Annotated in this window: 15 protein-coding genes; 10 read left to right on the top strand and 5 right to left on the bottom strand. The window is 69.0% G+C overall.

Annotated features, from left to right (window positions below; all coding sequences use genetic code 11):
* Nucleotides 1-95: 95 nt before the first annotated feature.
* Nucleotides 96-743 carry an FHA domain-containing protein gene (locus ABD810_RS36690; protein ID WP_344951966.1) on the bottom strand — a complete coding sequence of 216 codons (648 nt, stop codon included), beginning with the start codon at nt 741-743 and terminating at the stop codon, nt 96-98.
* 182 nt (nt 744-925) lie between these two features.
* Here ABD810_RS36690 and ABD810_RS36685 point away from each other — a divergent pair, with 182 nt between their 5' ends.
* The 4 genes from ABD810_RS36685 (at nt 926) to ABD810_RS36670 (ending at nt 5744) form a co-directional block, all read left to right on the top strand.
* Complete coding sequence (locus tag ABD810_RS36685; RefSeq protein ID WP_344951962.1) at nt 926-2047, top strand: citrate/2-methylcitrate synthase; 1122 nt, start codon at nt 926-928, stop codon at nt 2045-2047.
* Nucleotides 2034-2318 (top strand): DUF3017 domain-containing protein, encoded by a 285-nt coding sequence (locus ABD810_RS36680; RefSeq protein ID WP_344951959.1) that lies wholly within the window; start codon nt 2034-2036, stop codon nt 2316-2318. The genes ABD810_RS36685 and ABD810_RS36680 overlap by 14 nt, the downstream gene beginning before the upstream one ends.
* A gap of 101 nt (nt 2319-2419) precedes the next feature.
* Nucleotides 2420-3637 carry an NADP-dependent isocitrate dehydrogenase gene (locus ABD810_RS36675; protein ID WP_344951956.1) on the top strand — a complete coding sequence of 406 codons (1218 nt, stop codon included), beginning with the start codon at nt 2420-2422 and terminating at the stop codon, nt 3635-3637.
* Between the two features lie 238 nt (nt 3638-3875).
* A complete protein-coding gene (locus ABD810_RS36670) occupies nt 3876-5744 on the top strand; it encodes a serine/threonine-protein kinase (protein WP_344951953.1) in 1869 nt (622 codons plus the stop codon).
* A gap of 4 nt (nt 5745-5748) precedes the next feature.
* Here the strand turns inward: ABD810_RS36670 and ABD810_RS36665 are convergent, their stop codons facing one another.
* Nucleotides 5749-6303 (bottom strand): PadR family transcriptional regulator, encoded by a 555-nt coding sequence (locus ABD810_RS36665; RefSeq protein ID WP_344951950.1) that lies wholly within the window; start codon nt 6301-6303, stop codon nt 5749-5751.
* Nucleotides 6304-6429: 126 nt separating this feature from the next.
* Between ABD810_RS36665 and ABD810_RS36660 the strand changes: the two genes are divergently transcribed.
* Nucleotides 6430-7896: an MDR family MFS transporter gene (locus tag ABD810_RS36660; RefSeq protein ID WP_344951947.1), complete on the top strand. Its 1467-nt coding sequence runs from the start codon at nt 6430-6432 to the stop codon at nt 7894-7896.
* Between the two features lie 130 nt (nt 7897-8026).
* Complete coding sequence (locus ABD810_RS36655) at nt 8027-8881, top strand: hypothetical protein (protein WP_344951944.1); 855 nt, start codon at nt 8027-8029, stop codon at nt 8879-8881.
* Between the two features lie 36 nt (nt 8882-8917).
* Here ABD810_RS36655 and ABD810_RS36650 read toward each other — a convergent pair whose 3' ends face one another.
* Together ABD810_RS36650 and galE are read right to left on the bottom strand one after the other, a co-directional pair.
* Nucleotides 8918-9073 (bottom strand): hypothetical protein, encoded by a 156-nt coding sequence (locus ABD810_RS36650; RefSeq protein ID WP_344951941.1) that lies wholly within the window; start codon nt 9071-9073, stop codon nt 8918-8920.
* 126 nt (nt 9074-9199) lie between these two features.
* Entirely contained in the window at nt 9200-10162 is a 963-nt protein-coding gene (galE, locus tag ABD810_RS36645) for a UDP-glucose 4-epimerase GalE (protein ID WP_344951938.1), read from the bottom strand.
* Nucleotides 10163-10316: 154 nt separating this feature from the next.
* Here galE and ABD810_RS36640 point away from each other — a divergent pair, with 154 nt between their 5' ends.
* The 3 genes from ABD810_RS36640 (at nt 10317) to ABD810_RS36630 (ending at nt 13742) form a co-directional block, all read left to right on the top strand.
* On the top strand, nt 10317-11660 hold the full coding sequence (locus ABD810_RS36640; protein WP_344951935.1) for a hemolysin family protein: 1344 nt from the start codon (nt 10317-10319) through the stop codon (nt 11658-11660).
* A 68-nt stretch (nt 11661-11728) separates the two neighbouring features.
* Nucleotides 11729-12733 carry a tryptophan--tRNA ligase gene (gene trpS, locus ABD810_RS36635; RefSeq protein WP_344951932.1) on the top strand — a complete coding sequence of 335 codons (1005 nt, stop codon included), beginning with the start codon at nt 11729-11731 and terminating at the stop codon, nt 12731-12733.
* Nucleotides 12734-12800: 67 nt separating this feature from the next.
* A complete protein-coding gene (locus ABD810_RS36630; protein ID WP_344951928.1) occupies nt 12801-13742 on the top strand; it encodes a YihY/virulence factor BrkB family protein in 942 nt (313 codons plus the stop codon).
* A 27-nt stretch (nt 13743-13769) separates the two neighbouring features.
* Here the strand turns inward: ABD810_RS36630 and ABD810_RS36625 are convergent, their stop codons facing one another.
* Nucleotides 13770-14897, bottom strand: a complete 1128-nt coding sequence (locus ABD810_RS36625) for a D-alanyl-D-alanine carboxypeptidase family protein (RefSeq protein ID WP_344951925.1) — start codon at nt 14895-14897, stop codon at nt 13770-13772.
* A 110-nt stretch (nt 14898-15007) separates the two neighbouring features.
* On the opposite strand from ABD810_RS36625, the gene ABD810_RS36620 reads away from it, so the two are divergent.
* Nucleotides 15008-15220, top strand: coding sequence for an SCO4848 family membrane protein (locus ABD810_RS36620; RefSeq protein ID WP_344951922.1), 213 nt, complete (start codon nt 15008-15010; stop codon nt 15218-15220).
* Nucleotides 15221-15312 lie beyond the last annotated feature (92 nt).

The following is a 15312-nucleotide window of genomic DNA, read 5'->3' as shown; positions in this document are numbered from 1 at the left end:
CACCACGCATGGCCCCGCGCCGTCGCGGAGCCATGCGTGTGGTGGGCGGCCCGGGCACCGAGGAAACGGCGGTGCCTACGGGCGGTGACCCGCGCCTACGAGGCGCGGCGGTTGGCCGTCTGCGGTGGTGACTCACCGGGGCCGGAGGTGCGCTGCGGGGGGACCACCGGTGTCGGGCGGACCAGGCCGAGGGCGACGACCTCGTTCGCCAGCCTCGTGCGCCGGTTGATGCCCTCCGGGATGCGGAACTTCTGGTAGAGCCGCAGCAGGTGTTGCTTGACGGCCGCCTCGGTCACCACCAGATCGTCGGCGATCTCGCGCGCCGTCGCGGGGGCGACGAACGCCTCATCGGACAGCGCCGGCCTGCACAAAGAGGTCAGCACGTCGACCTCCCGCCTGGTCAGCTCGGGTGCCGCGGCACGGCGCAGCTCGACTTCCGGCGCGAAATCCTCCCTTGGTACCCCGCCGACCCGACAGCGAGCCGCTCCGAAGGAGACGACGTCGCCGTCGTCCAGCACCCTCCGGGCGATCGGCCTGCCGTTCACCCGGGTGCCGTTGCGGGACAAGCCCAAGTCAACGACATACAGGTAGGGTCCTCGGCGGATGAACTCGGCGTGCAGACGTGACACGCTCGGATCAGCCAGCCTGACGTCGACGCCTCGGCCTCGGCCGATCGTCGTGATCTCGGGGCGCAACGGGACGACCTCACCGGTGTCCTCGACGCGTATGAACGGCCCCTCCACGGCAGTTCCTCCCCAGGTAGCCCGCCGTTACTTCCGCTACAGCTCCGGCTTACCCAAACGAGGGGTTGGGGAATCTCCTTTGCCATAACGAGAATCACTGCAGAAATTGGTCTGGACCTCCTCGGCCGGTTTTACCTGCTCACAGGTAGACTTCGGACGAAGATAAGCGGAGGAAACAACACATGGCGGACAACCCCACCAAAGGCCTCGCCGATGTCGTCGCCGCGTCCACAGCGCTGAGCGACATCGATGGCAAAGCCGGTCGCCTCTTCTACCGCGGCTACGACATCCACGATCTGGCCGGCCGCACGAGCTTCGAAGAGACAGCGCACCTGCTCCAGCACGGCACGCTCCCCACGCGTCAGCAGCTGGCCGACTACGGAGCCGAACTGGTCCGTGGCCGGACCCTCGGCGCCCTCGTCGAGGCCAACATCGCAGAAATCGCGGAGAAACAGGCCCCCATGGAGGCGCTGCGGAGCCTGGTCTCCCTCGCCGGGGCCGAGGACGCGGACAAGGACTCCAACGAGTCCGACGCCAACTGCCGCAAGGCCGCACGCCTGACCGCCCAGCAGCCCATCCTCGTCGCGCGCTACCACGCGGCGCGCAGGGGCGTCACCGTGCGGGAACCCGATCCGTCCCTCAGCATCGCGGCCAACTACCTGATGCAGATCACCGGCCGGGTGCCCGAGCAGCGAGAAGTCGACATCTTCGACGAGTGCCTCGTGCTCCACGCCGACCACACCATGAACGCCTCGACCTTCGCGGCCCGCGTGTGCGCGGCGACGCTGTCGGACATGCACTCGGCGATCGTGGCCGCGATCGGCACGCTCAAGGGCCCCCTGCACGGCGGCGCGAACGAGCAGGTGATGCGGACCCTCGAGAGCATCCCCTCCGGTGGCGTGGCACAGGCCGTACGGCAGAAGCTCGCGGACGGCGAGAAGATCATGGGCTTCGGCCACCGGGTCTACAAGACCGAGGACCCCCGCGCGACTCACCTGCGCAAGATGTCGCAGGAGTTGGCGGAGGCAAGCGGGGACGCCACCTACTATCGGATGTCCAAGGAGATGGAGGAGGTCGTCTTCGCGGAGAAGGGTCTGTACCCGAATGTGGACTTCTACGCCGCGACGGTCTACCACTATCTCGATATCCCGACGGACCTGTTCACCCCGGTCTTCTCGATCAGCAGGATGTCCGGCTGGACCGCTCATGTGATCGAGCAGCACGCTGACAACCGGCTCATCCGCCCGGACAGCGAGTACATCGGGGAGCGCGACCAGAAGTGGACACCGATTGACGAACGGTAAGGCCTGGGCGTCGTACCTGCTGATCCTGGCGGGTGCGACGTTCGGTCTCGGAGCGATCGCGATGGGCCTGCCCGCCTGGGCGGGCTCATTGGTCGTGGCCTTCTCGGTGCTCTTCGGCGCCGTGCTGCGGTTGATCGCTCCCGACGACAGAGAGAGCCTGCTCGCGGTGCGAAGCAGGCGCACCGATGCCGTCACCTACGGAGTCCTCGGTGGTGTTCTTACCGTGGTCGCCCTCAGCGTCGCCGTGCAGTGGATCACGGGTAGGCAGTAACCGGTCATGCCCGGTCCGGTAGCCTCACCCCGCCATTGCGTTAGGAAATGACCGTTTGGTCAGCCTAGTCGTATGAAGTTGCAAGAAGGGGAACCCCAAGAATGCCCAAGATCAAGGTAGCGGGTCCCGTCGTCGAACTCGACGGCGACGAGATGACCCGGATCATCTGGAAGTTCATCAAGGACCAGCTGATCCTGCCCTACCTCGACGTCGACCTCAAGTACTACGACCTGGGGATCGAGAACCGTGACGCGACCGATGACCAGGTGACGATCGACGCCGCCAACGCCATCAAGGAGCACGGCGTCGGGGTCAAGTGCGCCACCATCACCCCCGACGAGGCCCGCGTGGAGGAGTTCGGTCTCAAGAAGATGTGGAAGTCCCCGAACGGGACCATCCGCAACATCCTCGGTGGTGTCATCTTCCGCGAGCCGATCATCATGGCGAACGTGCCGAGGCTCGTCCCGGGGTGGACCAAGCCGATCGTGATCGGCCGTCACGCCTTCGGCGACCAGTACCGCGCCACCGACATCAAGGTGCCGGGCGAGGGCACGCTGACCCTGACCTTCACCCCGAAGGACGGCACCGAGCCCGTCGAGATCGACGTCTACGACTTCCCCGGTGGCGGCGTCGCCATGGCGATGTACAACCTGGACGAGTCGATCCGCGACTTCGCGCGCGCCTCCATGCGGTACGGCCTGGACCGCAACTACCCGGTCTACCTGTCGACCAAGAACACGATCCTCAAGACCTACGACGGCCGCTTCAAGGACATCTTCGCCGAGGTCTTCGAGAGCGAGTTCAAGGCCGACTTCGAGGCGGCGGGCATCACCTACGAGCACCGGCTCATCGACGACATGGTCGCCGCCTCGATGAAGTGGGAGGGCGGCTACGTCTGGGCGTGCAAGAACTACGACGGTGACGTGCAGTCCGACACGGTCGCCCAGGGCTTCGGCTCGCTCGGTCTGATGACCTCGGTGCTCATGTCGCCCGACGGCCGCACGGTCGAGGCGGAGGCCGCGCACGGCACGGTCACGCGTCACTTCCGCGAGCACCAGAAGGGCAACCCGACCTCCACCAACCCGATCGCCTCGATCTTCGCGTGGACCCGGGGCCTCGCCCACCGCGGCAAGCTCGACGGCCAGCCCGAGGTGACCGCGTTCGCGGAGACGCTGGAGCAGGTCTGCATCGAGACCGTCGAGAGCGGTCAGATGACCAAGGACCTCGCCCTCATCGTCGGCGGCGACGCCAAGTGGCTGACCACCCAGGACTTCCTGGCGGCCCTGGACGAGAACCTGAAGAAGAAGATGGCGGCGTAACCGACGTCTCGGCCCCTACCTGCGGTGACTCCGCGGGCAGGGGCCGATTCTTGTCCCGGGCCATCTCTGGGCAGGTCGATCGTGCCCCGGCGGCGATCGAAGATCGCTCAGGCCCCGGCGCGGCTTGGCCGTCCGATCTCATTTAAAAGTCGTTACGGCGTGGTCTCGGATCCCGGTCCGGCCCCCAAGGGGCCGTAAAGTTCTCATGGTCGACACTTGAGGAATCACGGGGACAGGAATGCCGGAGCTCGGGCCGCTCGGACGGGGGGATCCCCACCAGCTGGGCCCCTTCAGACTCGCCGGGCGCGTCGGGGAGGGTGGTCAGGGAGTCGTCTACCTCGGTCAGAACGACGCCGGAGAACGTGTCGCGGTCAAGTTGCTGCACGTCAAGTTCACCGGTGACCTGACCGCGCGGTCGCGCTTCGCCAGGGAGCTGAGGGCCGCAGAGCGGGTGGCCTCCTTCTGCACGGCCCGGGTGATCGCCGCCGACCTCGACGGCGACACGCCGTACATCGCCAGTGAGTACATCGAGGGCCGGTCGCTGCGCGAGACCATCGAGGTCAACGGCCCGCTGTCGGGCAGCGCGCTGGAGCGCCTCGCCATCGGCACCGCCACGGCGCTGACCGCGATCCACCACGCCGGCATCGTGCACCGCGACTTCAAGCCCGACAACGTGCTGATGGCCGCGGACGGACCGCGGGTGGTCGACTTCGGCATCGCGCGCATCCTCGACTCGACCGGCACCATCACCAGCAGGGCCGTGGGCACGCCCGCCTACATGGCCCCGGAGCAGATCTCCGGAGGCGAGGTGGGGCCGGCCGCCGACGTGTTCGCGTGGGGCTCGACGGTCGTCTTCGCCGCCACCGGATCGGTGCCCTTCGGCGGCAACTCGATCGCGGTGGTCCTGAATCGGGTACTCAACCACGAGGCCGACGTGAGCGGCCTGCCCGAGCCGCTGCGAAGAGTGGTGCGTTCCTGCCTGAACAAGTCGCCGGACGCCCGGCCCTCCGCCGACCAGATCCTGCTGCGCCTGCTCGGCCACGCCGAGGAGACCGGCGCGTCCACCGCCGTGCTCAGCGAGGGCGCGGAGCTGGCGGGCCGGGAGACCACGGGGTCGGCGTGGACGATGCGGAGCGGCACCCGCGAACCGGCGGCGCCGACGAGCGGATCGGGCGGCCAAGAGCCGCGCCGCCGATCGCGTAGGGGCAGATGGGTCGCGGCGGCGATCGCGGTGCTGACGATCGCGGGCGGCGGGGCCCTCGCCGTCAGGCAGTGGGCACCCGACGTCTGGGGTCGTCCTTCCGGCACCCCGGCCACCACGGTCCAGGCCGGCGCACCCAGCACCACCACGCCGCCACCGGCGACGTTCGCCTCGGTCGTCGACAAGGCCGCCGCCACGCGCAAGCTGACCATCGCCATGCGCAACCTGCTGCCGGGACTCGCCCTCAGCAACGGGCAGGAGTGGCACGGGTTCGAGGTGGAGGTCGGCACCTACATCGCCAAGCAGCTCGGCGTCCCCTCCAGCGGCGTCACCTTCAAGGCGACCAGCATGGCCGAGCGGGCGGCCCAGCTGAGGTCCGGTAAGGCCGACCTTGTGATCGCCACCTATTCGATCAACGACAAGGACCAGGTCACGTTCGCGGGGCCGTACTACACGGCTCATGTGGACGTGCTCGTGCGCGACGGCGACCCCTTCGACAAGGTCGGCGATCTGAGGGGGCACAAGATGTGCGCCCCGGGCGCGAGCGTGTCGACGGGCATCGTGCAGGACGCCGTCGAGGTCCAGCTCGTCTCCGCGGGCACCTACGCGGACTGCATGAACATGCTGCACCAGGGGGTGGTCGACGCCGTTCCCGGCGACGACCTGCTCCTGGCCGGGTTCGCGAACCGTGAGAACATCCGCTACAAGGTGCTCGGCGCCAAGCTGACCACCGAGCGGTACGCCGTGGCGGTCAGGAAGGGTGACGTCAGGGCGTGCACGGCGGTGCGGGCGGCCATCGCCGAGATGTACGCCGACGGCACCATCAGGGCGCTGCTGGACAAGTATTTCTCGAAGGTCGACTTCGACCCCGAGACGGTGAGGCCCGCACCGGTGAGCTGCGGCTGAGCCCCTAGGCGGGTTCGCCCTGGCCGGGATCGGCGTCGGGGTCGATGGCGGCGGCGGTGTCCCTGGCCCAGGCGAGCGTCGTCAAAGCGTGCCTGATGCCGAGGTCGAGGGCGTAGCCGCCGAGCTTGTGCTCTTCGCGGCCTGCGGCCTGCGAGCCCTTGACCGCGCGCAGGCCCTGCAGGTGCTCCAGCTTGGCCTCCACGGCCTCGGTGGTCCTGCGCAGGACGGCGAGCGCCTCCGGCGGGTCGAGGATCGGCAGCAGGAAGGCCTGCAGCGCGCCCTCGCTGCGTACGGGGCCCGGGGGTGTGTGTTCGGTCAGCCAGTGGCGCAGCTCGTCGCGGCCCTCGCGCGTGATCGTGTAGATCTTGCGGCCCCGGGCGCCCTCGGCCTCGACGGTGATCAGGCCGTCGGCCGCCATCTTGGCAAGCTCGGGGTAGATCTGGCTGTGCCCTGCCTGCCAGACGTGGTTGATCGACGTCTCGAACTTCTTGGTCAGGTCGTATCCGCTGGCCGGTCCGGAGAAGGACAGCAGGCCCAACAGGGCGATCCGCAACGACATGCCGCCATCGTAGCTAAGGATTGACATGTCTGCCTAGACATGTCACCTTCTACATGTTCAGCCAGACACGACCGTACTCGCACAAGGACGGGTCACCGGCGCTGGCCCAAGGCGGGAGGACGAGAGATGGCGGCGACGACCACGGTTCCGGCGAGCGTGGAACGCCAGACGCGAGGGAACGGCCTTCTGCTGTTCGGCGTGCTCGGGGGAATGTTCCTCGCGATGCTCGACCAGACGATCGTCGGCACCGCGTTACCCCGGATCACCGCCGAGTTCGGCGGCGCGGGGCTCTACACGTGGGTCGTGACCGCGTACCTGCTGACCTCGACGGTCACGGTCCCGTTGTACGGCCGGCTGTCGGACGCCTACGGCCGCAAGCCGTTGCTGCTCATCGGCATCACGGTCTTCCTGCTGGGGTCGGTGCTGTGCGGGCTCGCCCAGAACATGGGCCAGCTCATCGCCTTCCGCGGCGTGCAGGGGCTCGGCGCGGGCGCGCTCCTGCCGCTGTCACTCGCCCTGGTCGCCGACCTGTTCCCCCCCGACAAGAGCGGCAGGGTGCAGGGCGCGATCGGCGCCGTGATGGCCGGCAGCTACATCGCCGGGCCGTTCCTCGGGGGGTTCTTCACCGACCACGCCAGCTGGCGGTGGGCGTTCTTCGTCAACATCCCGATCGGCGTGGTCCTGCTGGCGATCATCGTGCTGCGCCTGCCCCGCGTGCCCGGCACCGGGAGGGCCAGGCCGGACTACCTCGGCATCGCCGTGTTCACCGTGGGAATCAGCGCCCTGCTCGTCGGCCTGACCGAGAAGGGCCTGGACGGCCACACCTGGACGAGCCCGCCCGTCATCGGCCCGTTGATCGCGGCGGCCGTGCTGCTCGTGGCGTTCGTTCTGGTGGAACTGCGCGCCGAACAGCCGATCATCCCGCTGCACCTGTTCCGCAACCGCACCTACACGATCGTCAACCTCGCCTCGTTCTTCACCGCGGCCTGCCTGTTCGCGGGGGCCGTCTTCCTGCCGCGTTACTTCCAGCAGGCACAGGGCCAGAGCGCCACCTCTTCCGGGCTGCACATCTACCCGCTCATGCTCGGCATGGTGGCCGGCAGCATGCTCACGGGTCTGCTGATCAGCCGGACACTGCGGTACAAGCCGTGGCTGGTCGCGGCGCCGTTCCTGATCGCCGCCGGGGCACTGCTCTGCTCGGGCCTGGCCGTGGACACCCCCACCTGGTCCCTGGTGGCCTGGATGGCGCTCATGGGGCTCGGCATCGGCCCGATGCTCTCGGGGCTGACGGTGGCCATCCAGTACTCGGTTCCGCCCAGCTACATCGGCACGGCCAGCGCGAACCTCACGTTCTTCCGCCAGATCGGTGGTTCGGTGGCGCTGGCGGTCGCCGGTACCACCTACACCACCGTCGTACGCGACCAGGCCGCGGCCCGGGTCCCCCTGACCGAGGCGCACGCCGCGGCGGCGGCCACCGTCATCCCCTGGCTCGCCGTGGTGGGGGCGGTCATCGCGGTCGTGGCGCTGATCTTCCTCCCCGGCCGCGCCGTCCCCGGCCTCGGGACCCGTGCGGCTCCGGCGGTCGCCGAGTAGCCAGGCGGGACGCGGTGCGGAACCTTTGCCCTTCGCTGGGATTCGCCTGCATCGGATGGCGCGTGTCGAGCGGCCACGTCACGACCCTCACGGCGTTAAATGATCTCGAACGCATGGGGGTCGCACGTCAATGGGTCTGTTCTCGGCGGGAACCGCCGCCGGTCTCGTCTTGGTCGTCGTCGGGGGTGCTCCCGCGGTGGTGAGCGCGTCGTCCGGGCACTCGCCCAGGTTGTGGGGAGGGGCGGACCTGTCGGTGCGGGTGGCCGCCTCGCCCAAGGTCGCGCAGCCGGGCCAGTGGCTGACGTACGAGGTGAAGGTGCGCAACTCCGGGCCCGGTGACGCGGTGCTGCCGGTCCTCACGATCAAGGTGCCGGACGAGGTGGACATCGCCACGGTGAACGTCGCGAGCTGCCATCCCGGGACGTCCAAGAGCGAGGTGGTCTGTCCCTCGCAGGTGGACATCGCGCCGGGGGAGACGGGTGCGGTGACGGTCATCGGCATGGTCCGCACGGGCGCTCGTGGCCCGCTCCACGCGTCCGCCGGCCTCACCTCCGAGGTGGTCGACGGCGACGAGACCGACAACCACGCCGAAGTGGTGACCCAGGTGGACGAGGGCGCCGACCTCGCCGTACGGCTCTCGCCCGCCATGCGAAGCGCGAAGCCGGGCCAGCGTTTCACGGTCAAGGCCGCGGTGCGCAACAGCGGGCCGAGGCTGGTGCACGACCCGCGGGTCTCCTTCACCGAGACCGGGGCGCGGTTCCTGTCCGCCCGAGGGGCCCGGTGCGCCGCGCACGACCGGCACGTGGGCTGTTTGCTCGAGCCCATAGCGTCAGGGGCGCGCGGGACGCTCAGCCTCGTCTTCCGCATGCCCCGCCACGCGACGCGTGAGGTGGGCACCAAGGCCACGGTGTACTCGACGCGCGTCGGAGATCGCCGCCCGGCCAACAACCAGGCCCGCATGCGTGTCTCCCTGCGCCACGGTTAGCCGCTGGACACCCCTGCCCGTCCGGGACCCCGGCGGCTACCGGGGGCGTGCCGTACAGGTGGGGCCGGAGGGCTCGCCGCCCGGCACCGTGGTGGCGAACACCGCACCGGCCACGGCCAGAACGGCGCAGAAAACGATGAGCCCGGCGAGCACCACCTTCAGCGTAAATGGTGAAAAACTTGCAAGTTTCATCACGTATGAGATCTCACCACAGATGACTGAGCGAGATGCCTCTTTCGCAGAACGTGATTTTATTTCTCATCGGTTGGTCCGTGCGGCCCGTTCCACGGCCGGGCCACACGGATCCCGGCGCCCTCGTCAGCGGGTGAGCGCGGACCAGGCGTCGGCGACGATGTCGTGCAGGCCGGCGCGCTCGGCCTTCCAGCCCAGCTCGCGCTGGATCCGCTCGGAGGAGGCCACCAGCACCGCGGGATCGCCCGACCGGCGCCCGCCGACCACGGCGGGGATCGGATGGCCGGTGACCTCCCGGCAGACCGAGATGACCTGCTGCACCGAGAAGCCCGTGCCGCTGCCCAAGTTGTAGATCTTGTGGGTGCCCGTCGCGCAGGCGTCGAGCGCCAGCAGGTGGGCACGCGCGAGGTCGGCGACGTGGATGTAGTCGCGGACGCAGGTGCCGTCGGGCGTGGGGTAGTCGGTGCCGAAGACGTTCACCGACTCGCGCCTGCCGAGGGCGACCGCCAGGACGTTCGGGATGAGGTGGGTCTCCACGGCGTGACGCTCTCCGTAGACGCGCCCGTCGGCAGCGGTGTAGGCGCCGGCCACGTTGAAGTAGCGCAGGCTCACCGCTCCGAGGCCGTGCAGACCGGCGAAGGCCGTAAGGGTGGTGTCGACCGCCAGCTTGGAGGCTCCGTACGGATTGGTGGGGCGCGTCGGGTCGGTCTCCAGGATCGGGGTGCTCTCCGGCTCGCCGTACGTCGCCGCGGTCGAGGAGAACACGATGCGCCGCACGCCGTTCACCCGCATCGCCTCGAGCAGCGCCAGCGTGCCGCCGAGGTTGCCGGCCCAGTAGAGCCCGGGCTTCTCCACCGACTCACCGACGAGCGAGCGCGCGGCGAAGTGCAGCACGCCGTCGAAACCCCGCTCCAGAACTCCCGCCGCCTCGGTGATGGAGCCCTCGACGAAGGCGGCCCCCAGCGGGACCGCGTCCGCGTGACCGGTGGAGAGGTCGTCCAGAACGGTGACCTCGTGCCCTGTCTCGACCAGCTGCGCGGCCACGGCGCTTCCGATGTAGCCCGCGCCCCCCGTTACCAGCAGCTTCACTGTGCCCGCCTCTCTGTTCGACCTTGTTGGTTCGTGTTCGATTTTGTAGGACCAGTGCCTAGCTTACGCGCCTCTCGGTAACCGCCGCATGAAGCACAGCCGGTACGCTGACCAGATCATCATGTGAGCCTCTTGCGAACGGACATCGATCGACGTGCAGAACGTCGCGGCGAACATCCTCCTCGTGTTGGTCTTCGTCCTGATCGGCGGGTTCTTCGCGGCAGCCGAGATGGCCATGGTCTCCCTGCGCGAGAGCCAGGTCCGCAAGCTGGCCGATGAGGGCCGGCGGGGTGCGCGCGTGGCCAAGCTGGCCCGCGACCCCAACCGCTTCCTGTCGGCCGTGCAGATCGGGGTGACCGTGGCGACCGTGCTGTCGGCGGCCGTCGGAGCCGACACCCTGGCGGGGCAGCTTGAGCCGCTCCTGGTCAGAACCGGGCTGCCCGCCGGAGTCATCCGGCCGGTGTCCCTCGTCGTGGTGACCCTGGCCATCTCCTACGTCACGCTGGTGCTGGGGGAGCTGGCGCCGAAGCGCCTCGCCAGGCAGCGCGCCGAAGGGTTCTCGCTGCTGTTCGCCCCGGTCCTCGATCGGCTGGCCGCGCTCTCGCGGCCGGTGATCTGGGTGCTGTCCAAGTCGACCGACGGCGTGGTGCGGCTCCTCGGCGGCAATCCCGAGGCCGACCGCGCCGAGATGACGACCGAGGAACTGCGCGACATGGTCGTCGGACACCAGGAGCTGACCAAGGACGAGCGTGACCTGATCGACGAGGTGTTCACGGCGGGCAAGCGCCATCTCCGGGAGGTGATGCTGCCCCGCACCGAGGTCGAGTTCATGGCCGTCGACACGCCCCTCGCCGAGGCGGCGATCCTGGCCGCGGCCATGCCGCACTCGAGGTTCCCGGTGTTCCGTGACTCTTACGACGACATAGTGGGATTCGTCCACGTACGCGACCTGCTCGACCCGGTGCTCACCGGACGCATCGAGCCGATCAGCGAGCTGGTGCCCATCAGACCCGTCAAGCTGCTGCCCGCGACCAAACGGGTGCTCCCCACGCTCACCGAGATGCGCGACGACGGCCAGCACCTCGCCATCGTCGTGGACGAGTACGGGGGCACGGCCGGCATCGTCACCATGGAAGACCTGGTCGAGCAGCTCACCGGCGACATCCGTGACGAGTACGACGCCGACGGGCAGGCCGTGCGCCTGGTCGCGGGGGAGATCGAGATCGAAGGGCTGGTCAACCTCGACGACTTCGCCGCGGAGACCGGCATCCAGCTCGAAGTAGGGCCGTACGAGACGCTCGGCGGCTACGTCATGGCGGCACTCGGCCACCTCCCCGAGACCGGAGAGCGGGTCGAACGCCCCCGCTGCACGCTGATCGTCACCGAGATGGACGGCCGCCGCATCGCCCGCGTCCGGGTCATCAGAAAAATCTTCCCTGAGCCGCAGTCCTTACTGGTCTCCGGCGACCAGCCCGATTCGGACGCCGGCCGAGCTTGACGAGCCGCCGCTTCGCGCAGGGCAATGCGGTCGCAGTCCGCCCCTGAGTGCTGACACAATTGTGTGCTATGGCCAGACCTCGTGTTCTCTCCGGCATCCAGCCCACCGCCGAGTCGTTCCACCTCGGCAACTACCTTGGCGCCGTCCGCCAGTGGGTCGACATGCAGGAGACGCACGACGCGTTCTACTTCATCGCCGACCTGCACGCGCTCACGGTGAACCCCTCGCCTTCCGAGCTGCGCCGTCGCACGCGCGTCTCCGCCGCCCAGCTGTTCGCCGCCGGCCTCGACCCCGAGCGCAGCACGCTGTTCGTGCAGAGCCACATCCGCGAGCACAGCGAGCTGGCCTGGATCCTGATCTGCAACACGGGCATGGGCGAGGCCGCCCGCATGACCCAGTTCAAGGACAAGGCGGCGAAGTTCGGCGAGAGCTCGGCCGGTGTGGGGCTGTTCACCTACCCGATCCTCCAGGCGGCCGACATCCTGATGTACCAGGCCGACCAGGTCCCCGTGGGCGCCGACCAGAAGCAGCACCTGGAGCTCACCCGCGACCTCGCCCAGCGCTTCAACAGCAGGTACGGCCAGACCTTCACCGTGCCCAACCCGTACATCCCCAAGGAGGTCGAGAAGATCGGCGACCTCCAGGATCCCCTCGCGAAGATGTCCAAGTCGTCCTCCAGCCCTCAGGGCCTGCTGGAGGTGCTGGAGCAGCCGGGGCCGCTGCGCAAGAAGGTCATGCGCGCGGTGACCGACACCGGCTCGGAGGTCGTCGCCGACCCCGAGAACAAGCCCGGGGTCACCAACCTGCTGCGCATCCAGTCGGCGGTCACCGGCGTCCCGGTCCCCGAGCTGGAGGCACGCTACGCCGGCCTCGGATACGGCGCGTTCAAGAAGGACGTCGCCGAGGCGGTCGTGGACGCGTTCGCGCCGATCCGCGAACGCACCGAGAAGCTCCTGGCCGACGAGACCGAGCTCGACCGGCTGCTGGCGGTCGGCGGGCAGCGCGCGGCGGCCATCGCGCGGCAGACGATGGAGGCCGTCCGCGACCACATCGGGTTCCTGCCGAAGAGCTGACCCGGGGCGCGTCTCAGGCCGGCCATCACCGTCCGCATACCGTACGACTGGTGGGTAGGTGGACAGGATGGGAAGCGTGTGGGCCTCGATCCTCCGGTGGGTCGAGGTCATCAAGGGGTGGGGCAGGGCCAGGACCGAGTACTACCGGGTCCGCTGGCCGTGGGCCGACCACCTGATCCGCACCGTCCACCGCTACCAGAGCCTGCGGGGCGACCGGCTGGCGGGCGCCGTGACCTACTTCGCGTTCCTGTCGTTCTTCCCGTTGATGGCGCTGGCGTTCGCGGTGTTCGGCTATTTCCTCGCGTTCAACCCCGATGTGCTGACGACCCTTGAGAAGGCGGTCAACCAGCAACTTCCCGGGCTGGCCAAAGACCTGCACGTCCGGGAGCTCGCCGAGGCCCGCAGGAGCGCCGGCCTCATCGGCCTCGCGGGCCTGCTCTACGCCGGGCTCGGCGCCGTCGACGCGTTGCGGGACGCGCTCCACGAGATCTGCGTGAGCTGCGAGCCGCCGATGAACTGGTTCCTCGGCAAGCTGCGCGACCTGGTGGCGCTGGTCCTGATCGGGCTGACACTGGTGATCTCGGTGCTGGTGAGCGGCTTCACCGTCCAGGCCACGGGCACGGTCCTCGGCTGGCTGAGGCTGGACGACTCGATCGTCGCCGCCGCACTGGTGCCGGCCGCCGGAGTGCTGATCGGCATCGGCGCCGACATGCTGGTGTTCATCGTCATCCTCGGCTGGCTGGCCAAGGTGAGCCAGCCGTTCACGATCGTCCTCAGGGGCGCGCTGCTCGGCGCCGTCGGCTTCGGCGTGCTCAAGCAGGTCGCGACGCTGCTGCTCTCCCACACGGTCGGCAACCCGATCTACGGGGTCTTCTCCGTGGTGGTCGGCCTGCTCATCTGGCTCAACCTCTCGGCCCGCTGGGTGCTGTACGTGGGGGCGTGGACGGTCACCGCCGACGGAGCCCCTCCGCCCGAGCCCACGCCCATCCCCACCAGCGAGTACAACTAGCCGGGCCTGGCCCAGCCGTGCGAACGGCTACAGGTCGGGCTGGTCGTCGCGCTGGGCGCGGGTGCGCCGGCGGACGCCGTACACGACCCAGGCGGCGCCTCCGAGCAGGCCCACGGCCACCACCAGGGCCCCGGCGCCGACCAGGGGCGAGTCCTCGGCCGCGGCGGCGGGCCCGCCTGTCGCCGCGGGAGCCGCCGCGGGAGGGCCGCCCACGGGCCTGGTCGGCTTGACCTTGGGGACCGGGCCGACGAGCGCGCCGACCGGCGCCACCTGGCCCCGGGCCGCGAACCCCCAGTCGAGCAGGTCCTTGACCTCTTCCCAGAACGAGCCTTCGTGGCGCATGACCGAGACGATGATCGTGTGCCCGTCCCGCTTGGCGGCCCCGACGAAGCTGCCCAGCGCCTTGGTCGTCCAGCCGTTCTTGACGCCGATCATGCCCGGGTAGCGGCCCAGCAGCCTGTTGTGGTTGGCCATCTCGTAGTGCTCGCCCCCGGGCGCGGGGAATTTGGCCACCTTGGTGCTGACGTACTCGCGGAAGTCGGGGTTGGCCAGCCCGGCCCGGGCGATGAGCGCGAGGTCGTAGGCGGAGCTGCTCTGGCCCGGCTGGTCCAGGCCGTTCGGCGTCTTGGCCACGGTGTCGCGGGCCTGGAGCCGCCTGGCCTCGGCGTTCATGTCGGCCAGGGTCCGCTTGAGCCCGCCGTTGGTCTCGGCGAGCGCCACGGCCGCGTCGTTGCCGGAGACCATCATCAGTGCGCGGAACAGGTCGTCGACCTTGTAGATCCGGTTCTGCGTGAGCCCGACGGCGCTTCCCTCGACGTTGCAGGCCTCGGCGCTCGGTTTGATCGTCTCGTTCTTGTTCAGCCGGGGGATGAGGGCGACGGCCGTCAGGATCTTCAGCGTGCTGGCGGGAAGATACCGCCCGTGGGCGTCCTTGGCGGCCAGTACCTGGCCGGTGTCGGCGTCGGCGATCACGAAGGCGGACGACTCGGTCTTGGGCAGCGCCTTGGCGGCGGGATCCACGACCACACCGCGCTGGCCCAGCAGCGCCCCGCCGATCGGTGTGGTGTCGTCGGACGCGGCACGCGCGTGTCCGGGGGCCACCAGCGTGAGTCCCCCGGCGAGCGCGATCGCGCTGACTGCAGTTACGTGCTTCATCCCCATAGAGAAGTCAGCGTAGCTTTGTCGCTTTTCGTGTGGGGCAAGACACGACAAAGATCGCGGATGCGATACCTCCTGACCGCGGCGGTACCATGGAGGTGGTGAAGATGACACGACGCGTCTCCGGGTTCCTGCTGGTCCTGGCCGCCTTCATGGTCTTCGAGTGGATCAACCTCGGCTTCAACCTCGCCGACGGCCATCCCACGGGCTTCTATGTGGTGCACGGCATCCTGATCGCGGTCAATCTGATCCTCGCCCTGGTCGTTGGGGCCATCGGCTGGCGCGCCTGGCGTGCCGGCCGCCGGATAGATCGCATATAAGCCCCCCTTCCTGGGCAGAGATGGTAAACGACCGTTTTGCGGTTGACCATGCATATGTGGTGGTCATCTCCCGTTTCGCGGCCAATGCAGGG

This window comes from Sphaerisporangium flaviroseum, assembly GCF_039537005.1.
In the GTDB taxonomy this organism is placed as follows: Bacteria; Actinomycetota; Actinomycetes; order Streptosporangiales; family Streptosporangiaceae; genus Sphaerisporangium; species Sphaerisporangium flaviroseum.
The sequence above is the reverse complement of the archived record's forward strand: the minus strand, read 5'-3'. Positions and strand labels throughout refer to the sequence as shown.